We start from the raw sequence: 20,792 nt of genomic DNA, 5'->3' as shown, positions 1-20,792 counted from the left end.
GTCGACTTGACTGATGGTGATTCCATGTTAAGAACCTAACAAGGGGAGGGTATAATTTGAATGCTATTAAGCTATTGCTTTTTGTTCCATTCATAGGGTTCTTGGGTTTATTGCCCTATGCAAATAAAATAGAACCGTACATATTGGGAATGCCTTTTTTGTTATTTTGGGTTGCATTTTGGATGGTGATGGCTTCAGTTATTTTAATGATTGTCTATAGGTTCGATCCTGATAATAAAGGGAGTGATCCTGAATGAATATCTCATTACTCATCATTTCCATCTTCTTGGTGCTCGCACTTTATTTAGGGATCAAAGCAAGAAAAGGGAAGGATATGGATATGGAGCAATTTGCCGTAGGGGGCAGGGGCTTCGGTACATTCTTCATTTTTCTGCTGATAGCAGGTGAAATTTATACAACTTTCACATTTCTGGGCGGAAGTGGGTGGACTTACTCAAAAGGTGCGGCTGCTTATTATGTTCCCGCCTATATATTCTTAGCCTACGTCCTATCGTATTGGCTTGTTCCTAAAATATGGAAATACTCCAAACGCCATTCCATTATCTCTCAGCCGGAGTATTTTGCATCTAAATACAAGAGCCGATCAATGGGGATGATCGTGGCCGTATTGGGAAGCCTAGCTCTCGTTCCGTACATAGTCATACAGCTCAAAGGATTAGGCATCATTGTTTCAGAAGCATCTTATGGAGCGATTTCACCAGTTGCTGCAAGTGTTATCGGTGCTGTAGTCGTAACTACTTATGTAATGATTTCAGGCATTCATGGGTCAGCATGGACTGCGATACTAAAAGATTTCATGATTTTGGTTGTCGTTATCTTTTTGGGGATTTACATCCCATTTCATTACTTCGGGGGCATACAGCCAATGTTCGAGACAGTCCAAGCGGCAAAACCGGAAATGTTAGTTTTGGCGGATCACGGATTGAGTCAGTCCTGGTTTGTGTCCACCGTTTTGCTGAATGCACTGGGATTTTATTTACTGCCACAAACTTTCATGGTTGTTTTATCGTCGAATGGTGAAAGAACCCTTCGCAAAAATGCCATTGCTTTACCCTTATACACACTGTTACTGCTTTTCGTCTTTTTCATAGGATATGCAGCTATCATGGAAATCCCGGGCTTACAAGGAGCAGATGGGGATCTATCACTGTTAAGGCTGGCGATTCAAACATTCGATCCATGGGTGATAGGGTTTATCGGAGCTGCAGGTTTATTGACTGCCCTTGTACCGGCTTCAGTCATGCTAATGGCTGCATCGGTAGGTCTGACAAATAGCTTTTTCAAAGTTCTGGTACCTTCTGCGAGTGAAACACATCAATTGATCGTCTCAAGATTAATTATTATTGGTATCTCAATAATCGCTTTAATTGTTACGGTAACAGGCGGCGAGGCTTTGGCCATCTTGAATATCATGTCATATAGTTTAATAACCCAACTGGCACCTGCCTTGTTTTGCAGTTTACCAAAAAATAATATAATTAATAAGTATGGTGCGATGACAGGAATCTTGGCAGGCGTCCTAATCGTTCTATATGCGACAATTGCAGATGTTAAGGTTGCGACATTCCTGCCGGGTATACCGCATGTAATTAATGATATCAGTACAGGTGTCATAGCTTTGTTAATTAATATACTAGTAACATTCATTGTAAGTGCACTGACTAAACATATCGCTATGCAAGAGAATGAAATGAATGATTTGAATAAAATATCCTGATTGCGTTTAATCAAGTTTTCCATGGGGATTACTGACAGGATGAACTGGTAGGGCATGATTTGGGAGGGATTTCGTGAAAATTAACATAACGGCTTGCCAATTCCGTGTAGAAAATGTGTCAACTTTCAATGAATTTCAGAAACAGGTGGAAGAATTGATCAACCAAGTTCCCGAAGACTCGGATTATATCATTTTTCCTGAATTGTTAACTATCGGGTTATCAGCGACCTTTGGAATACAGGATGCTTCATCCGTTATGAGGATTGATGAATATACCAATCAATATAAAGAACTTTTCAGGTCAATTTCAAGAAAAAGAAAACAGATCATTATTGCGGGCACGCATCTGGAACGCCGCGATAATGAATACTTCAATATTGCATACATTTTTGATAGAAACGGATCATACGTTGAGCATAAAAAAACTCATATCTTTCCTGCTGAAGCAAATTGGTGTACCTCTGAAGGCGATGATCTGGAGGTTTATTCCATTGGTCCGGTTAGGATTGGAATAGCAATATGTTATGAAGCGGAGATACCTGAAATTTCAAGAATATTATCAGTGAACGGGGCCGACATCATTTTTTGTCCATCATACACGTTTACAGAGGCTGGTTTTTGGCGAGTTCGCCATTGTGCACATGCACGTGCAATCGAGAATCAGGTATATTTTGTTCATTGCCCCACAGTTGGTGAACCAGGGGCACCCCTGCCGGACGGATACGGTCGTGCCAGTATACTTAGCCCCTGTGACAGTGCTTGGCCAGCAAATGGTATAGTAGTTGAGGCTGAAATGAATGAACATACCATTATTACCGGTACGGTCGATATAGACGAACTTTATGAGAATCGAAAAAGTGGTGCAGCAACCACTTTCAATGATCGTAATCGCAGAAAAGATATGTATGCGAAGTATGTGCCTTATGAGAAGCTGTATTAATCGGTTGGAAAAGACTTATTAATACAATAGTTCTCAGTTTGTCGACAAAAGGAGGTTCGGAATGCATCCCGAACCATGATATTAAAACACGACAATGAATAAAATATCATTAATTAGAATTTTACAAAAAAGCAAATGCGGTTAGCAGAGGGAGCTTGGCATGAACTTTTCTATATTGGTTTTGATCATCATGACATTTGCATTAGTCAGCACCATTGCAATAGGCGGGGAAAATGACGAAAATTATTCAGGTGCGGTTCAAGGTAATTTTGGCTAGATTAACAAGGATTTATGCAGCGTATTTCAGCGTATTAGTTTAGGAGTAGGTTTTTGTTTAATAATGGGTCATTTCGTCTTAATCGAAAGCCATTACTCGTGAAGTCAGCGCTTTTCTATTTCATTGCCGGAGGAATCGGGAATTAACTTAATATACGAAATATATTGTCAAATGCATATTGCATATAATAGAATATATGTAGCCATTTCATATTGTAATAATATAGATAGACACCCTATTTATACCTGTTACGATGTCTGTAATGGCAGGAGGCACAAAAGTATGTTTCATCAGAAAACAGTATATATAGTCGGCGAATCGAAGGCAGCTTCTAATAACCCTATTACACAGCAATTCAACTGCTTTTTTATCGGGTTCGTCATTGATAGTGATACACATGAAATAGTGGATGTGGAATGCTCGACAACGATATCGCTTACATCAAGGTTCATTCAATCCATGTTAGTGGGCAAATCCATTCTTCGACCCGATGAATTGGAAAAAGAAATTGAGAAACGTTACTTTGGGTCATCTCAGAAAGCACTGGCCGTCGCTCTAAGAAATGCGAGCATTAAATATCATCAACTTTATAAGTTATAGCTGCTTCATTTGTTATTCGCAATTGAAATCCAGCTGTTAAAGAGTGTGTAGGCGCTCTTTGGCAGCTGGATTTTTTATGTAGGGCTTCGTTAGGCTTCACTGTCGAATTTGATTTCTTCTGCTTATTGTCTTTTTACCGAAGATGAAAATGACATTTTAGTTTAATAGAATCCCTTAAATATAAGGAGGTATGGGAAATGATTCAAGACGGTGTGATGTTTGTCTGTTTTTTATTGGCATTTACTGCAGTGATTGCGGTAGCGGAAAAAAAGATAGGAGGAAGGTTCTTCAAGTATGTTCCTGGTATTGTCCTTATTTATATTGGAGCTGCTCTGATGAAAACATTTGGGGTATTTTCAGATAGTGAATCAGTCGAAAGTGCATATAGCACCATACGTGGCCTCCTGCTGCCTGCCATGTTGATGCTCATGCTTTTGCAATGCGATATGCGAAAAATAATCAGACTCGGACCTAAGATGCTTTTAACTTTTTTTGCCGCTTCATTCAGTATCATCGGCGGGTTCACTCTTACTTACGTTTTAATGAATGGTTTTTATGCGGAAGGAACATGGAAGGCATTTTCTGCTTTAAGCGCAAGCTGGACTGGGGGATCTGCCAATATGGTGATTTTGCAAGGCATACTCGATGTACCTGAAAATATTTTTGGCTATGCGTTAATCATGGATACAGTCAATTATTCCATTTGGGTCATGTTCTTGTTTTGGCTGGTGCCTCTTGCAGGAAAATTCAATATTTGGACTAAAGCGGATACATCTTTCATTGATCAAATGACATCTGAGCTTGAAGCAGGGGAAACCGCCAAGACGGAATTTGGATTCGTGGAATTGATTGGTTTCTTGGCACTTGCTTTAATTGTATCAGCAGGGGCAATCAAAATTGGGGAAAGCCTGCCAGTACTGGGTGCCGCTGTGAATGGAACGACTTGGACGATCATCATCGCTTCGACCGTAGGTTTAATTCTGGCTGTCACAAAGGTTGGACGTATTGCCGGTTCCATGGAAATTTCAAAAGTCATGCTTTATATAGTCATTGGTTTAATTGCTTCCCATGCCGATTTTTCACAGCTGTTTCAAGCACCTGTGTATATTTTATCCGGATTTATGATTCTATTCTTTCATGGATTGATCATGGTCATTTTGGCCAAAATCTTTAAGTTGGATCTATTTACAATGGGAGTTGCCTCATTGGCCAATATAGGGGGTGTGGCATCAGCCCCTATATTGGCAGGGGCATTCAACCGTGCGCTAATACCGGTCGGGATTTTGATGGCTGTACTCGGCAGTCTTCTGGGTACCTATTTTGGAATTCTAACATCATATATACTCTTAAGCTTTTAAGGAAGGGTTGTTAATATGAAGATTGAAAGTTTACAAGTATCAGTGGAAACCTTGCCACTTGTCAAGCCATTCAAAACTGCATTACGTACAACAATGGAAATTGAAAATATCATGGTTTCGGTGAAGTTGGAAGATGGAACGGAAGGTTTGGGGGCTGCAGCCCCTACGGTTGCCATAACAGGTGATTCTGCAAATGGAATCATGACCATCATTGAAGAAGTGATCACGCCACATCTAATTGGCCGCGACATCGAGAATATCAACGCATTGTCTCAACTAATCCAATTATCCTGTGTAGGAAACACAAGTGCAAAAGCTGCAGTTGAAATCGCCTTATATGACGCAGTCAGCAAACGATGGCGGCTCCCTTTATATCAATATCTGGGTGGTAAATCAAATGTCCTGAAAAATGATATGACAATCAGCGTGGATGAACCCGAAGTAATGGCAAAGGCGGCATTGTCCCTCATCGATTGCGGATTCTCAACAATGAAGATAAAGCTGGGGAAAGACTGGAAGAGTGATGTGGAGCGGGTTGCCTGCATTCGTGCTGCTGTTGGCGATCAAGTTATTATCAGGATTGACGCAAATCAAGGGTGGACAACAAAACAAGCAATTTCAATCATTCATGAACTCGAGGAAAGAAAGCTGAACGTTGATTTGGTGGAGCAACCCGTGCAAGCCCATGATATCGAAGGTTTAAAAGAAATAAAGAGGTGCGTCCAAGTGCCTATCATGGCCGATGAAAGTTTGTTTTCCCCTCGTGATGCCATGAGGCTCCTGAATGAACATGCTGTTGATTTCCTTAATATTAAATTAATGAAAACAGGAGGCATTCGACGCGCACTTCAAATCGCGGATCTGGCAGAAGCAGTCGGGGTGGAATGCATGATCGGCAGTATGATGGAATCATCCGTGAGCGTAGCAGCCGCGGCTCATCTGGCAACCGCCCATCCAAATATAACGAAGATTGATTTAGATGCACCATTATGGATTAAGGATGAACCATTTGAGGGCATTCAATTTGCGAAAAATCAACTTCTCATTTCCGAGAAACCTGGACTAGGAGTCAAGAGGAAATCCTCATTTACTCAATAAAAACTATTTCGAAAGGGTGATTATTTTGAAAAGGTTAACAGTTGTAGTGATATCTTTATTTACTATCGGTATTTTAGTATTCAGTCCCAATGAAGCTAGTTCAAGAGAGAAGGAGAGAATTGCCTATGTAGATGTAGTAGTGGCCACTCTTTGGACGGAGCCGGGATTATTAAGGGACATCGATGCTCCTTCTGCATCGAATCCCGTCGATTTGAATGCATGGATACGCTCCATGAATTATGAAGATAAACTGTGGCTTGTGGGTAACCTGGAAACCCAGGCGTTATATGGTTCTAAAGTGACCATTCTTGAAGAGCGGGGTGAATGGGTGAAAGTTGCTGTTGCCAATCAGCTGACACCCCGTAATGATGCAGGTTATCCTGGATGGATGCCAAAAGGGCAATTGAAATCAGGAAAATCCTTTAATAAGCAGTTTAATAGAGGGTTTGCCCTTGTAACTGCTCCAAAGACTTGGCTTTATTCGGATTCGAAACATCGGTCGAAATTCATGGAGGTCAGCTTCGATACACGCCTTCCGCTATTACAGGTGAAAAAAGATAAAGTGAAGGTGATGACACCAAGTAATGGAGCAAAATGGATAGAAACGAATGACGTGTCCGTTTATCAAGACGAAAGTCAAATTCCAGTTCCAACCGGTAAGGACATTGTAGAATCAGGAAAAGATTTTTTAGGACTTCCTTACCTATGGGCTGGAATGTCCGGTTTTGGATTTGACTGCTCTGGCTTTACCTATACCATGTACCATGCTAACGGTATAACGATCCCAAGGGACTCTTCCATTCAGGCGCTTCATGGTAAAAAGGTGGAACAGGAAAATCTTCAACAAGGCGATTTACTATTTTTTGCCTATGATAAAGGAAAAGGTAAGGTGCATCATGTTGGAATGTATATTGGTGACGGGAAAATGATTCATTCTCCAAACAGCTCTACACATGTAAGGATAGATGAAATAAAAACATCGGGATACGGAGAGGAATATGCCGGAGCAAGAAGATATATCGATTGATTTTAAAAAAGCCTAAGAGCACCGAGCTCTTAGGCTTTTTCGGATTTAAAACAAGATTTTTCAAGCGTTAGAAGTAGCAATGATCACAGCTGTGTTTTTTTCAACAAAATAACTTGAATTGGCTACTACCTTAGGTTTTTGAATTACATATATCAATAAGGTAAAATATGGTATAATTAATTACAGACTTTTCATTATATTATAATATAAGGGGTTGCAAATGAAGATCACTTTTCCCAAACCTGATGTTGAGCAATATTTACGAACTTTTTCCATTGCTGATTTTGCAGTTAGTCCGGATGAGAAACAACTGGTGTTCAGTACGAATTTGAGTGGCAAGTATAATTTATGGGAATGGATCTGCCAAACTGCTTTCCTTATCCGCTTACATCCATTGATCAAAGCTGTCAAGAGCTGGTATTTGATAAACAGAGCGGGTTTATAATTGCTGGTTTCGATCAAGACGGCAATGAAAATACCCAGTTTTATGGAATTCCCTTAAAAGGCGGGACAATGAAGGAAATCGTCCATCATGAAAACACACGTAATTTCATGCCGATTTTATCCAATGACAGTAAAAAGCTCTTTTACACAACATCAAGAGGAAACCCTTCCTATCTAAATTCCTATTGTTTAGATTTAGAATCAGGACAGGAAACACTGGTCCTGGAGGGGAAGGATGCAGCGACCTATCTGTTTGGCTTTAGCCCTGATGAAGAAACCCTACTTTACTATAAAGACTTTGCTAATACAAATACCCTTCTCTATGCAAAAAGGGGGAAGGAAAATCTCCTGCTTACGCCGCCTACTGAGAAACAACACACAGTGAATGATGGTGTTTTTGTTTCAGATTCGATGATATATTTATTGACTGATTATGATTCGGACTTTACTTATTTGGCTTCATACAACCTTGAAACAAACCGATTCAGTAAAGTTAAAGAATTGTATAATGAGAGTTTTAGTGCCATGAAATATAGTAAAGAGAACCAATTATTATATATAACCAGTCAAAAGGGTGCAGAGGATCAATTATATGAATTCAATCTGCAAAATGAAAATTGGAGAAATATCAATGTCCCGTGCAGCGTCATCGGAAAACTTGAGGTTGCTGCATCAGGCACGCTTTATTTATTTGGCATGAGCGCAACCAAGCCACATAATATTTATAAAAAATCCGGTGAAGAGTGGGTATCATTAACCAAATATACTGTCCCTGGCGTCGATTCTAACGAATTATTTGAACCGGACATCATTACATACCCTTCCTATGATGGGCTGGAGATCGAATCGTTATTTTTTAGGGCAAGCAAGGAAAATGAGATTGGTGAAATCATTTTTTGGCTCATGGAGGACCTCAGGCGGCCGAACGGAAATTCTTCAGGACTTCCTTTCAATTTTTTCTGAATCATGGTTACAGTATTTTTGCGCCAAACTTCCGCGGTTCTACTGGCTATGGTTTGGAATTCATGAAAATGGTAGAGGGTGATTGGGGAAATGGACCACGCCTTGATAATGTAACCGGTCTTGATTGGCTGATTGAACAAGGGCATGCACAAAAAGGTAACATTTTATTGATGGGTGGCAGCTTCGGAGGGTATATGGCACTTCTGCTACACGGACGCCATGCGGATTACCTTAAGGCAGTTGTCGATATTTTTGGACCATCTAACCTTTTCTCATTTATCAATTCCGTTCCAGAAGACTGGAAGCCGGTTATGGATCAATGGGTAGGAAATCCGGAAAAAGATAAGGAAAAATTAATCGAGTATTCATCTATCACCTATTTAGAATCCATGACAAAGCCGATGCTTGTCATTCAAGGGGCAAACGATCCCCGCGTCGTCAAAGAGGAATCAGATCAAATCGTTCGAGCTTTGAAAGACAAAGGAAGAGATGTCGAGTATATGCTTCTAGAAGATGAAGGCCATGGATTTTCCAAAAAAGAAAATGAAATTGCCGTCTATCGAAAAATACTCTCATTCTTGAATCGATTCGCAGGTGTAACAGAGAAGGTATAAACTGCAACGAATATTCTGGAGATTTACAATTGAATTGCATAACCCTGCCAATTACTTTCAGAGTGATGAGGCAGGGGTTTTCATGTTGAAAACTGGAAGTTCTTTTCAAATAAACCCTACTTGACTTCATGATTTATAGATATGTCATTCCGATTGATTGAAGATCTGCAACCATTCGGGTGTGTCAATCCTTCTTTAACGATTGAACATTCAAAGTTCATGATTTCTTATGGGGGCAAAATAAGGATGGTTTCTGCTGTCATATTAATGGATAACAAAGTGTAGCCAGGTTTAAGGAGCCTTTAAATTTCACGGAGCGTTTTTTGTATATCGGTGAAAGCAGTTTTTGTAGAAGTTATATAGACCTGGCAAGACGAAATCCAAGGTCGTCTATGCAAAATGTCGGATGGCTACGACGACGACATGAAGCTCCACACCCCCTGGCCTCTTCAGCCCAGCTTCCTCCTCGGAAAATTCGATAAGCGCCGTATACTTGTTCATCATATAAATCCCAACACCACTCCCAAACATTCCCTAACATATCATGCAGTCCCCATGAATTCGGTTCCTTTCTTCCCACTTCATGGATTTTGCCCCCTGAATTTCCGTTATACCAGGCAATCTTATCAATCTCTCCATATCTATATCCAGTAGTCCCCGCTTTACATGCATATTGCCACTCTGCTTCTGAAGGGAGTCGGTAACCGTCTACTTCCCAATCACAATTAATGTTTTCACCATTTTTACTTATAGAATAACATTCTCTAAGTCCAGCTTTATGTGAAAGTTGATTGCAAAAAGAAATTGCATCATTCCAAGAAATACCGACAACAGGTTTTAGATCTCCGTCAATAGAATTAGGTGGTTTATTTGAAATAGCATAATAGAGATCTATAGTTACAGGATACCGGGCAAGAAGAAACGGTTTTATATCAGCTTTCCATTTGCTTTTTATTCTATCGTCTCTTAATTCTATTTCTCCCCCTGGAATTTTCACCATTGGATAGTCAAAGTAACTCATTATTTCATTTGACAATTATCCTTCCTCCTAATAATCATAATTTTGTAAATTTTACCACAATAAAATCCATTAATTCAATATAAAAATTACCTTTGTTTTTACAATAAACAGAGTAATCTAGATTCAAAAACCAATTAAAATATAAAGCAAAGGCGGTTCACAATATTTTGAATAACACCACTTTTTGGTAACTGAAGGCAGAAAAAAAGGGGGGTTTTTCACTCGTTTGACTTACTCACCTTCTTTAGTAGACGGGATTTTTGATTCAATTGGGATTGCAGAACATTAATTTCTTGGTGTATGCAACTTTAATTTCGCCCTCAATTAATATTAATAAGTATGTAGTTCATGGAATACAAATTATAAGTGAAGTTTCGATACTTTTAAAATTTGGGGGATAGCAAATGAACGAGTTTTTGGAGAAAACAGCAAGGTTCGAGCACCGGTTTTGGCTGCAAATCTTAGGAGACCATTCCAGATTCATCCATGAATCTTTAGCTCCGGTTGAAGTGGAAAACATTGAAATTGCTTCAGAATTCATTCAAGTATTTGATACTCTCCTTGGTAAAGCCAATTCTGAAGAGATTTCTCAACTTACTGTCATGGCAGAAGAGGAAGTTTTAAGACTTCGGGAGTTTAAGCTAAGCCTTTTAAAAGAACATCTGGTAGGGAAAATTAAAATACATCTTTCACCTACTTTCATTAATCATATGGTGAACGAATTGGAAGAATATTTAAGATTATTGAAATACTTCAATGCAAATCAAATGCCGCCGGTTTTTCATGAACTCCATCATCATTTGGTTTGGCTGTTAGATGCAGCAGGGCATGCAGGGGCAATATCATCCAACATGGACGATGTTGAAAAAAGATTAAAAGAGAAAAGTGACCAATATAAAAAACATTTTAATGATTATTATTTAAAAGCAGTTGAATTGGCTGGATATTTACGAACAAATCTGTCAACATTCCCGGCATTGGAAAAAATGAATGCGGACGTCAAATTGGAAATGAAACTCTTTCAGCACTTTCTGCTTGAATTGGAGGAACTTGAGCTTAGTGCGCAGGCTCTTGGAACGTTTTCCCCATTAATGGCAGATCATATGTGGCGTGAAGAATGTTATTATTTAACGAAACTGGCAGAATCGACAAACACGGAAAAGCCAAACTGCGATCCAGCGAAACCGAGGCTAGTCGAATAAAAAAGTACCTCATGGAGCCCTTTCTTTAAACGGGCTCTTTATATGTGCTTTCCTTAATGGATGTGATTTATAAAGGAAGTTAATTCTTATCCTTATGTTATACTAGAAGAACTAAAATTAATTATAGAAGTATAGGAGTGCTGAAAGATGTTTGGAAATTCTTCCAATTTGACAGATGGCATTTATTTTGGAGAATCGTTACCACAACAAATCGCTAAACACATTTTAAAAAAAATCATTGAAGGTGAAATAGAAGCTGGAGAGAAAATCGTCGAAGAAGACATTTCCAAAGAATTGAACACTAGCCGTGCACCCGTACGGGAAGCCCTATATCTATTGCAGGTTGACGGTATTGTTGAGAGGATGCCGCGGCGGGGAACGATCGTCAAGCCATTTTCACAAAAGGAAATCATTGAATATAATGATGTTACGATCGGGTTGATCCAGATGGGCATTGATTTTTCCCAAGGGAAGTGGCATGCAGAAAATAAGCAATCATTACAAAGGCATTTGGAAAGTGCAACCGATGAGTGTGAAAATAGGAATGTAATCGAGTATCAAAAAAGGGCAACACAGATATTTCGCTATATTTTTTCAATCGCTAATAATAAAGCATTATCAAGATTTTTTGAAGAAGCCAGTCATATCCTCATGGTTTTTGCCCAAAGTCAGTGGAATACGGAAACGATGGAAAACTTCCATTTCAGATTAAAAATGTCCATTGAGGCCATTCTAGAAGATGATTTCGTTAAAGCAAAAAATGAAATTCATGAAGCCTTGAGTCGTGGAGTGATGTAGAGTCTTTGACTCTAAAATCAAATTGTCGACAATCGACAAAAATAATGTTATGATGTAATCGTATTCAAACAAGAATATCATCACCAAGATTAAAGGGAGAAGGGAGGATATTATGCAAGCATTCGATTTTACAGAAAAAGTAGCAATTGTTACCGGCGGCGGCGGGGGTATCGGCCGGGCAGCGTCTATTACACTTTCAGAAAATGGAGCCAAAGTGGTTGTTGTAGACCTTTCCGAAGAGGCTGGCCTGCTAACGGTAAATAAAATCAAAGAAAACGGCGGCGAAGCGAAATTTGTAAAGGCCGATGTTACAAAGGAAGACGACATTAAAAATTATGTTCAAAAAACGATAGATTCCTATGGCAAAATCGATATTTTCTTGAATAATGCCGGGTGGGAAGGCAAAATAATGCCTCTTATCGATTATCCTACTGAGGTTTTCGATCAATTAATGTCAATAAATGTACGCGGCGTTTTCTTGGGCTTAAAACATGTATTGCCCCATATGATTGAACAAAAAAGCGGGGCAGTCGTGAATACAGCTTCCGGAGCGGGTTTACTGGCAACGCCAAACATGGTGGCGTATGGCGCAAGTAAACATGCAGTTCTTGGAATGACGAAAACAGCTGGTGTCGAAGTTGCTCCACATTGTGTCAGGGTGAATGCGGTCTGCCCAGGTGTCGTCAACACGGCTATGATGCGGTCGATTGAAAGCGGATTTGGCCAAGGTGATTCCGCGGCAGCAGAAACGGCTAGAAAACAGTTGGAAGCAACGACTCCGGATGGCCGGTATGCTGAGCCTCAGGAAATCGCAAATCTAATGATGTATCTAGTATCCGATCTTTCCAGCCACATTACGGGTCAAGAACTTGTAATCGACGGAGGGGCCATTTTAATCTGATAAGCAAAAAACTTTATTAAAGGGGGACCCATAGATGAGTTTAAAAGGAAAAGTCATAATAATTACAGGAGCGGGCAGCGGAATTGGTAAGGAAACGGCATATAAATTAGCTGAACAGGGAGCTATTGTCGTAGCGGCTGATTATAATGATGTTGCCGCTAAGGAAACGGCTGAATCTATTCAACAAAAGGGAGGCACGGCATCTTTTGTGAAAGTGGACGTAGCTAAAGCGGAAGAATTGGAAGCGATGGTCGAAGCAGCAATTGCCAATCATGGCACCATCAATGGCATATTCAACAACGCTGGAATTGGACTAGTAAAACCATTTTTGGAAATGGATCCAGAATCATACCACAGAGTCGTTGATGTTGACCAACACGGCGTATATTATGGCATGTATTATGCAGCAAGGAAGATGGTGGAGCTTGGTGTAACTGGGGCAACGATCGTTAATACCGCTTCTATATATGGGACAATGGTTTCAATTGGCAGCTTTAATTACCATGCCGCAAAAGCTGCAGTCATCGCCATGACTAAATCCGGTGCCATTGAACTTGCGCAATATGGGATTCGTGTCGTCGGCGTTGCACCAGGTTTCATCGAAACGCCGATCATTGGTGAAGATCCAGAGTTCCTGGACAGTTTGGCACAACTTCATATGAGGAAAAAATTGATTCAGCCAGAAAAAGTTGCTGAAGTTGTAACGTTCTTGTTCTCTGAAAAAGCGGACGCCATTAATGGACAAGTCATCCCTGTTGATGATGGATTCTTAAGCTTTAAAGGATAATTATAATCAAAGGATTTTCGAAATAACTTAAAAAGGGAGTTTTGACAAATGAGCGAACGATTCGATGACAAAGTTGTAATCATTACTGGGGCAGGATCAGGGTTAGGACAAGCAGCCGCATTGGAATTGGCTAAAGAAGGGGCTAAACTTTCATTAGTTGATTTAAACGATTCATCTTTGGAAGTGACAAAAAAATTAATCTTGGAAATTGCACCAAAATCGGACGTGCTTCTGGTCACTGCAGATGTATCGGATGAAGAAGCAGTAAAGAACTATGTAGACCAAACAATCAGCAAGTATGGAAGAATCGATGCATTTTATAATAATGCGGGTATCGAAGGTAAACAAGCCCCTATGGCTGAATACGATAGCAAAGTTTTCAACAAAGTGACGGACATCAATATCAATGGTGTGTTCTATGGTATGAAATACATTCTGCCAATCATGAAAGAACAAGGATCAGGGGCAGTTGTGAACGTGGCTTCCGTAGGTGGAATTCGTGCTGTGCTTAACCAAAGTGCTTACGTTGCGAGTAAGCATGCTGTTGCAGGCTTAACGAAAACAGCTGCCATAGAATATGGTCAATATGGAATCAGCATAAATGCCATTGCACCAGGAGTTATCTTAACGGCAATGGTAGAAGGTTCATTCAGGCAAATAGGCGGGGAAAATTGGGAAGAAGCAATGGCGGATTTCGTCAGTGTGAATCCTAAGAAACGCTTTGGTAAACCTGAAGAGGTCGGCCGTTTAGTCGCCTTCCTATTATCAGGGGAATCGGAGTTCATCAACGGGGCTGTCATTCCGATTGATGGCGGACAATCTTCACAATACTAAACGTGTAAAGGGAGTGACAGTATTAGGTCACTCCCTTTTTAATCGTATCCTTTTATTTTATGACCAAATGAATTCAAATTTTAAAAATCAGAAACGAAATACGAACCATTAGAATAGTAGCGGAACTCATAAAAAAACGCCATATTAAGGCGCTTAACAAACATTAAAGAAACCAATCGTTACTTTTCTTTATCGTGAAGATTATCTTCATATTCAGTTTCCAACATACCATACAGACCATTCATCTCTTGTTCATCTGGATCTGCCCCAAAGTCGTTCGTGGATTTTTTCTTTTTGTCGTCAAGGATTTCTTCTTTATCATTCTTCTTATCCATACATAACACCTCCAACTATTAGGATGTCTCATTGTCCAAATAAATATACTAAAGTGACTCAGGTACTTTTAGGATTTCTTGCGGCTAAGTTCAGAGATTATAGATAGAATACCAATTTCATTATCCTGAACATTTAATGATATTCTAAATAGTTATTACTCTTACTATTTGTTAAGATATAAATATATAACCTAGAGATAACGGAGAGAGAATGTGAAGAAGAAACGAAAGAGATCTAAGAATGTTTTTGTCATTTTCATCCTGATTTTTGCATTTTTGCTTATAAAGGAGATCATGAAAAGCCCATATTCCGAAAATGTTTCCACATCAGTAAATTCGCTTGATTCTTTTGCGAACGTAAAAAAGTATAGTACACTTCTCCGCGACGAGCTGTCTAAATACGGACTTGAGGAGCATACTTCGACATTGATTGCCTTGATGCAGCAGGAAAGCCGAGGACGGGGCGGTGATCCAATGCAGGCATCTGAGTCGGCGGGGCTTGACCCGAATACAATCACAGATCCAACGGAAAGCATTAAGTATGGAGTGAAACATTTCAATAGGATCAATGAATATGGCAATGAAAAGGACGTGGATTTTGCTACGATCATTCAAGCTTATAACATGGGAATTGGTTATATTGATTTCGTTGCAAATAAAGGGGGCAAGCATACTGAAGAGCTTGCGAAGAAGTTCTCCCTGCTTCAGGTCGAAAAAAACCCCACCCTCTATGATTGCGGCGGAGACAAAGAGAATTTCCGATATCCATATTGCTACGGTGACTACTCATACAGTGCAAAGGTAACGAAGAATATCGATGAACTTGACAGTATATCGGCACAAGCCGATGGGGAGTGAGGGGGAACAAAAAGCCTACTGAATGAAGCAGGCTTTTTGTTCATGGTCTACCTCTTTTGTGGAGTTCATAAAAAACCATTGTCATGTATTGTTCAACCATGGAAGGAGAGCGTAATGTTTATAGAGTTTCCCGGATTCCTCAATGATTTGTGAAAGAAGGATATCAATGGAATCAAGTAAAGAGTTTAAGGCTTGTTTAACAGAACCACTTTCAAATTGCTCTAAGGGCACAGGTAACTCTTCCTCGTCCAAAATAAAATGTGACCCATCCGGAAGCACCATGATATCAATGATCAAATCTTCAAAAGATAACAACTTATCAGCCATATATGTATTTTTTACAATATTAAAATAGGAACCTAAATAATTACCTTCATTATCTCTCCAAATGTATAAATTATAAGGGCGGTCTTTCCAATAATAAGCAATCGTATAACTTCCAGTGGGTATATTTAATTCTATAGGACCCGCTTTCATCGTGAACGCATCCATGATTTCATGAAAAAGCACGACATGATGATTTTGTGCTTTTAACAGCAAACAGGTATGTTCTACAACAAAAGAGTCATAGCGGGTTTTTCTTTCAATTATTTCATCGCCACGTTGAAGTGTTGTTGTAAATATTTTGTCCATCATTTTATTTCTCCCTTAAAAACCATCTAGATCAGCCATTTGTTTCTTTTCTATTTTGGTAAATATCAAAACCTAATTTCACAAGTACCGAGAAATTAGGTGTTAACTACTTCAAAATCGTTCACTCTTCTGAAATAATCATCTTACCAGAAAGGTGTTTATTGGAACTTATCCATGATACGCCTGCTTTAAAGTTTTAATGTCAATTTTCTTCATTTGGAGCAGCGCTTTCATCACTCTTTCCGATTTTTCAGGATTGGAGTCGTTTACCATCTCGGTTAGATTTTCTGGGATAATTTGCCACGACACGCCAAATTGATCTTTCAGCCAACCGCACACTTGCGCCTTTTCATCTCCCGCTTCGGAGAGTTTCCCCCAATAATAGTCCAATTCTTTTTGATCCTCGCAATGGATGATAAATGATATTGCCTCTGTGAATTTGAATTGCGGACCGCCATTTAATGCTACGAATGCTTGTCCTTCCAAATCAAATTCCACGGTCATCACAGATCCCTCTGGCTTTCCATGGATTTGGTTTCCTTCATTTCCATAGCTAGTGATTCTTCGGATCCTAGAATTTTCGAAGATGGAAGTGTAGAACTTCGCCGCCTCTTCAGCTTGTGAATCAAACCACAGGTTAGTTGTGATTTTTTGAATTTTGTTTTTCATTATTTTTCTCCTTTATTGTTTTCATGTATAGCCAGGATAATTAAATTTGTTATTATGATTATGGAAATGCGAAAGATTAAATACCTTGAAATTACCGTTTTACTATACACCATTTATCATGAACCAAGAAAATGATATAAGGTTAGGGTATGTATCCAACCGATCATTTAACTAATCCCTTTAATCCTTGGTGATGGAAATACAAAAGGATATAGAAACTTTTCATTTGTGAAAAGTCCTATATCCAAATTTCGTTTCTCAGCTCTCGAAGTTAAATTGCCATTGGATTCCGAATTTATCCGTTAATTGACCGTAAATTTTACTCCAAAATGTTTCTTGAAGCTCCATCCCAACCTTACCGCCTTGACTAAGTTTATTAAAGATCGATTTAATTTCATCCAAATCCTTACTAACAAATGCCAAGCTGATATTATTTCCTTCGACAAAAGGCATGCCAGGAAAAGCATCGGAAAACATGACATTGCTTCCATTAATACTTAGCCTTGTATGCATGACTAAATCTTTTGCTTCTTCTGGAAGAGTAAATTCCGGATTAGGCGGTGTTTCCCCAAAGGTCATGATATTAGGTGATGCCGTTCCAAAAACCTCTGCGTAAAACTCTGCTGCTTCTCTACAATTCCCATTAAAATTAAGATATGCATTAACTGACATTTGTTTCACTCCTATTATTTTATATTTTTTTGCCACAAGATTCATACACCTATTGTATTGAGTGTTGTTAAATTTTCTTGCAATAGATTTCCTTTTACCGGACGAAAAATTCCGGTGGCTCAATCCCGAGTGTTCTGAGATAAATATATCCCTGTCCTCTGTGATGGATTTCATTTTCGAGGGCATATTGAAGTCTCTCAAAGTGGCTTTGTGAGGGTCCGAAAAAGGGATCCTTTTCAACCGCTTCAAGTGTTTCCACGGTAATTTCCTCCCACAGTTTTCTAGTATCTTGCCTTACTGCTTCGCATGCAGAGATTAGTGCCTCTTTTGTAGAAAGTGCAGCAAACGAATCTGGAAACTCCCATACACTAAGTGCAATTCCACGCATATATCCAGTTTCAATGTTCATGATTTCTTTAACCATCTCGGCGAAAGGGCGAAGCTTCACGGCCGGTGTATAGTGAAATAATTCTTCTTCAGGAAAGGCTTCAAGTACCCGCATTGTCAATCTCCTGTTGCCTTCTAATATATTTAACAATCCTTCTTTCGATAGAAACATTATTTACCTCCTTTGATAGATACTCTATAGAATTTCTGTGAAAAATCGAAAAGTCCTGCAAATTCCAGTATATAAAGATCGGTCAGTTTTTTTAATGTAACTACCTGGGCAGATTCAAGATTATTAATGGTATGAGTATGATTCTGTATATCATTTTCTTCTACACTTGATGGAGTGCTAGTGACATAAAAAGAAGAGACGGTCTTTATTCCAAAAAGAGAGATAAAGTTATGTTACATTAACTGTGGAAGCGCAATTTCTGGAAGGTCATTTGAATTATGTAGGAGATAAAACTAAGCAAAATTCGTAAAATATTTGACTAATGGAGCATAATCAATTTATCCTTTTTTTACTTAAGGTGTACAGGTTTCAAAAACAGAAAATGATTGTTTTTAACATTATTTTACTTCTTAATAAGCGGAGAGAAGTTTGGTGGATATTGCTTAAATCTTACATTTATTATAGGATTCAAGTAGTCATATGTTTCCATCGCAAAATATGCTAAAAAGGAAAGAGTATCAATAATAATGGAACCATCAGAAAGGGAGAGTAGCAAATGATTAATAATGTCGGTCAAATTATGTTATATGTAAATAACCAGGATGAGTCATTGAAATTTTGGACAGAAAAATTGGGGTTTAGCGTAGTTTCTGAAGAAGATAACGGCCAAGGCTTGAGATGGATTGAAATTGCCCCAACAAAGGAAGCACAAACTAGTATCATCCTGCATAACAAGGAATTCATTGCTAAAATGCAGCCTGAATTAAATCTTAATACACCCTCGTTAATGTTTTACTCGGAAAACATTGATGAATTATATAAAGACTTTTCGGAGAAGAATATCAAACTGGGGGAACTTGTAAAGATGCCTTCTGGAAGAGTATTTAATTTTGCTGATAACGAAGAAAATTACTTTGCGGTCATGGAAAAAAAGTGACTCACATAGCAAATGATTAAAAACATCAAAACGACTATGGAAACTTTTTTAGTCGTTTTGATATGTCATGACATCATGTTATATCGCTTAATAAAGTATTGGTCCTATTTAGTCAGCAGGCCGTGGTCCAGCGGCAATTCCAGAGTTTTCAACAGTCATGATCGGTCGAATGGTTATATCTCCATTCACGTAAATTTGACAGGATAAACGCAAATGATCCTCCATTCCTTTTTCCTCAAAGACCTTTTTTTCTTTATTTGTGACTTCCAAAAAATCACCTGCCAATATTTCCACTCTGCAAGTTGTACATTTTGCCTTCCCTCCACATCTGTGGAGAATATTTATACCGTTATCTTCCATCGCTAATACTAACTTTTTTCCCATTTCAACTTCAAAAGTTCCTTGGTCAAATACAGTTACGTAAGGCATTTTATACCACCTCATATTAATTATAGGATATCTTCCAACGGGTCATTAACATATTTATTCTCTTACCTTGTCCATATGACAGAAAAAAATGTGAAAAAATCATTACTGATTGTTAAACCCCATTCTTTAAACAAAGTGCCTATCTCATTAGATGAATAATTAATTATCTTGAAGACAAACTTTAAGTAGATTGGAAATTATAGATTTAAAAAGCTTCAAGTAGGTCCAAATACGAAAATAATTATGGTTTACTTAAAAAAAGAGTGAAAAATAAAGGGGAGGCCCTGTCTGTGAATAATGGTAATTGTGATTTTTCACCAATGAAACAAGTTTTAAAAGAGGATATTCGCCAAGTAATAACGGCATTACAGGATAACTTAGAAGCAATGGGTGATGAAAATTATTGCCTTCTTGGAAATTTTGAAAAAATTAAAGAAAAGTTTGTATACATTGATATGAAAGCAGCAACATTTTATTTAAACTGTTATTTGTCACCGTTTACGGACAAATATCCCGAATTATCAACTTGCGTTCAAAATTTATCGAATTTGAGACATGGCGGGTTGATTGTGATTCAACGGGGAGATCCCCTTGATTCATTGATTCAGCCCGGTATTTCAATAGGAGCGGAGTTAACCCATTCTTTATTGGAATCGATTTTTTTTCCTGGAAATCCACTGCATGATGGTGCGGTTTTGGTTAGTCAAAACCAGATTGTTTCAGCAGCAAATGTCCTTCCGCTTTCAGACAGGTCAACCGGGGAAAAAAAACTGGGAACACGCCACCGCTCTGCTTTGGGTTTATCTGAACGGAGTGATGCCCTTGTATTGGTAGTATCAGAGGAAACAGGAAGAGTTTCATTTGCATTGAATGGGAAACTGTACCCAATTAATACACACGGGCCTATATAGAATTATTAAGACCATAAGTCACAGGGTAATTATAATGTTCCAGATAATTCACACCTGGAATATTCAATCGCATAAATAAGTAATCGCTGGATCCTTTTTAGGCTTTTGTAATTTATAGCTTATTTTATCAGAATTACAGGTACAGAAAATTTCATGAATTAATCAACCCGGTGATTTTTACCGGGTT

22 protein-coding genes and 1 pseudogene are annotated in these 20,792 nt (G+C 38.8%); 16 read left to right on the top strand and 7 right to left on the bottom strand.

What is annotated here, in order from left to right; all coding sequences use genetic code 11:
* Window positions 1-56 precede the first annotated feature (56 nt).
* From ACFX4X_RS14530 to ACFX4X_RS14495, 8 genes and pseudogenes are all read left to right on the top strand, one after another.
* Entirely contained in the window at window positions 57-257 is a 201-nt protein-coding gene (locus tag ACFX4X_RS14530) for a DUF3311 domain-containing protein (RefSeq protein ID WP_377384410.1), read from the top strand.
* Entirely contained in the window at window positions 254-1,738 is a 1,485-nt protein-coding gene (locus ACFX4X_RS14525) for a sodium:solute symporter family protein (protein ID WP_377384408.1), read from the top strand. Before ACFX4X_RS14530 ends, ACFX4X_RS14525 begins: the two co-directional genes overlap by 4 nt.
* Window positions 1,739-1,811: 73 nt before the next feature.
* Window positions 1,812-2,678, top strand: coding sequence for a nitrilase-related carbon-nitrogen hydrolase (locus ACFX4X_RS14520; protein WP_377384406.1), 867 nt, complete (start codon window positions 1,812-1,814; stop codon window positions 2,676-2,678).
* Between the two features lie 559 nt (window positions 2,679-3,237).
* Window positions 3,238-3,555, top strand: a complete 318-nt coding sequence (locus ACFX4X_RS14515) for a DUF3870 domain-containing protein (protein ID WP_284470792.1) — start codon at window positions 3,238-3,240, stop codon at window positions 3,553-3,555.
* Window positions 3,556-3,752: 197 nt separating this feature from the next.
* Window positions 3,753-4,913, top strand: coding sequence for a DUF819 family protein (locus tag ACFX4X_RS14510; protein WP_377384404.1), 1,161 nt, complete (start codon window positions 3,753-3,755; stop codon window positions 4,911-4,913).
* Window positions 4,914-4,928: 15 nt separating this feature from the next.
* Complete coding sequence (locus tag ACFX4X_RS14505) at window positions 4,929-6,011, top strand: dipeptide epimerase (RefSeq protein ID WP_377384402.1); 1,083 nt, start codon at window positions 4,929-4,931, stop codon at window positions 6,009-6,011.
* 19 nt (window positions 6,012-6,030) lie between these two features.
* Entirely contained in the window at window positions 6,031-7,038 is a 1,008-nt protein-coding gene (locus ACFX4X_RS14500; RefSeq protein WP_375166297.1) for a C40 family peptidase, read from the top strand.
* Window positions 7,039-7,258: 220 nt separating this feature from the next.
* A pseudogene (locus tag ACFX4X_RS14495) lies at window positions 7,259-9,059 on the top strand (S9 family peptidase).
* Between the two features lie 355 nt (window positions 9,060-9,414).
* On the opposite strand, the gene ACFX4X_RS14490 reads toward ACFX4X_RS14495, so the two are convergent.
* A complete protein-coding gene (locus ACFX4X_RS14490; protein WP_377384424.1) occupies window positions 9,415-10,059 on the bottom strand; it encodes a formylglycine-generating enzyme family protein in 645 nt (214 codons plus the stop codon).
* 425 nt (window positions 10,060-10,484) lie between these two features.
* Between ACFX4X_RS14490 and ACFX4X_RS14485 the strand changes: the two genes are divergently transcribed.
* The 5 genes from ACFX4X_RS14485 (at window position 10,485) to ACFX4X_RS14465 (ending at window position 14,602) form a co-directional block, all read left to right on the top strand.
* Window positions 10,485-11,282 (top strand): DUF2935 domain-containing protein, encoded by a 798-nt coding sequence (locus tag ACFX4X_RS14485; protein WP_317777425.1) that lies wholly within the window; start codon window positions 10,485-10,487, stop codon window positions 11,280-11,282.
* 147 nt (window positions 11,283-11,429) lie between these two features.
* The gene (locus ACFX4X_RS14480; protein WP_377384400.1) at window positions 11,430-12,080 is read left to right on the top strand and encodes a GntR family transcriptional regulator; all 651 of its coding nucleotides are present in this window, start codon (window positions 11,430-11,432) and stop codon (window positions 12,078-12,080) included.
* 112 nt (window positions 12,081-12,192) lie between these two features.
* A complete protein-coding gene (locus ACFX4X_RS14475) occupies window positions 12,193-12,981 on the top strand; it encodes an SDR family NAD(P)-dependent oxidoreductase (protein WP_284470787.1) in 789 nt (262 codons plus the stop codon).
* A 34-nt stretch (window positions 12,982-13,015) separates the two neighbouring features.
* Complete coding sequence (locus ACFX4X_RS14470) at window positions 13,016-13,768, top strand: SDR family NAD(P)-dependent oxidoreductase (RefSeq protein WP_377384398.1); 753 nt, start codon at window positions 13,016-13,018, stop codon at window positions 13,766-13,768.
* Between the two features lie 48 nt (window positions 13,769-13,816).
* Window positions 13,817-14,602 (top strand): glucose 1-dehydrogenase, encoded by a 786-nt coding sequence (locus ACFX4X_RS14465; protein ID WP_377384396.1) that lies wholly within the window; start codon window positions 13,817-13,819, stop codon window positions 14,600-14,602.
* 179 nt (window positions 14,603-14,781) lie between these two features.
* Here ACFX4X_RS14465 and ACFX4X_RS14460 read toward each other — a convergent pair whose 3' ends face one another.
* Window positions 14,782-14,937, bottom strand: a complete 156-nt coding sequence (locus ACFX4X_RS14460; protein ID WP_284470784.1) for a DUF4021 domain-containing protein — start codon at window positions 14,935-14,937, stop codon at window positions 14,782-14,784.
* A gap of 213 nt (window positions 14,938-15,150) precedes the next feature.
* Between ACFX4X_RS14460 and ACFX4X_RS14455 the strand changes: the two genes are divergently transcribed.
* A complete protein-coding gene (locus ACFX4X_RS14455; protein ID WP_061463172.1) occupies window positions 15,151-15,795 on the top strand; it encodes a lysozyme family protein in 645 nt (214 codons plus the stop codon).
* An 81-nt stretch (window positions 15,796-15,876) separates the two neighbouring features.
* Here ACFX4X_RS14455 and ACFX4X_RS14450 read toward each other — a convergent pair whose 3' ends face one another.
* From ACFX4X_RS14450 to ACFX4X_RS14435, 4 genes are all read right to left on the bottom strand, one after another.
* Window positions 15,877-16,428, bottom strand: coding sequence for a ribonuclease FAU-1 family protein (locus tag ACFX4X_RS14450; protein ID WP_284472068.1), 552 nt, complete (start codon window positions 16,426-16,428; stop codon window positions 15,877-15,879).
* A gap of 168 nt (window positions 16,429-16,596) precedes the next feature.
* Window positions 16,597-17,097 (bottom strand): VOC family protein, encoded by a 501-nt coding sequence (locus tag ACFX4X_RS14445; protein WP_377384391.1) that lies wholly within the window; start codon window positions 17,095-17,097, stop codon window positions 16,597-16,599.
* Window positions 17,098-17,355: 258 nt separating this feature from the next.
* Window positions 17,356-17,769 carry a VOC family protein gene (locus ACFX4X_RS14440; RefSeq protein ID WP_377384389.1) on the bottom strand — a complete coding sequence of 138 codons (414 nt, stop codon included), beginning with the start codon at window positions 17,767-17,769 and terminating at the stop codon, window positions 17,356-17,358.
* Window positions 17,770-17,863: 94 nt separating this feature from the next.
* Window positions 17,864-18,328, bottom strand: coding sequence for a DinB family protein (locus tag ACFX4X_RS14435; protein WP_377384387.1), 465 nt, complete (start codon window positions 18,326-18,328; stop codon window positions 17,864-17,866).
* 556 nt (window positions 18,329-18,884) lie between these two features.
* Between ACFX4X_RS14435 and ACFX4X_RS14430 the strand changes: the two genes are divergently transcribed.
* Window positions 18,885-19,265, top strand: coding sequence for a VOC family protein (locus tag ACFX4X_RS14430; protein WP_377384385.1), 381 nt, complete (start codon window positions 18,885-18,887; stop codon window positions 19,263-19,265).
* Between the two features lie 108 nt (window positions 19,266-19,373).
* Here the strand turns inward: ACFX4X_RS14430 and ACFX4X_RS14425 are convergent, their stop codons facing one another.
* Window positions 19,374-19,694 carry a 2Fe-2S iron-sulfur cluster-binding protein gene (locus tag ACFX4X_RS14425; protein ID WP_089362198.1) on the bottom strand — a complete coding sequence of 107 codons (321 nt, stop codon included), beginning with the start codon at window positions 19,692-19,694 and terminating at the stop codon, window positions 19,374-19,376.
* Between the two features lie 290 nt (window positions 19,695-19,984).
* On the opposite strand from ACFX4X_RS14425, the gene cdaS reads away from it, so the two are divergent.
* Window positions 19,985-20,605, top strand: a complete 621-nt coding sequence (cdaS, locus tag ACFX4X_RS14420) for a sporulation-specific diadenylate cyclase CdaS (protein WP_284470779.1) — start codon at window positions 19,985-19,987, stop codon at window positions 20,603-20,605.
* The last annotated feature ends 187 nt before the right edge of the window (window positions 20,606-20,792 follow it).

Origin of the sequence: Peribacillus sp. YIM B13481, from assembly GCF_042787985.1 — a bacterium.
GTDB lineage: Bacteria > Bacillota > Bacilli > Bacillales > DSM-1321 > Peribacillus > Peribacillus simplex_A.
Note: the sequence above shows the minus strand (reverse complement) of the source record. Positions and strands in the feature narration are given on the sequence as shown.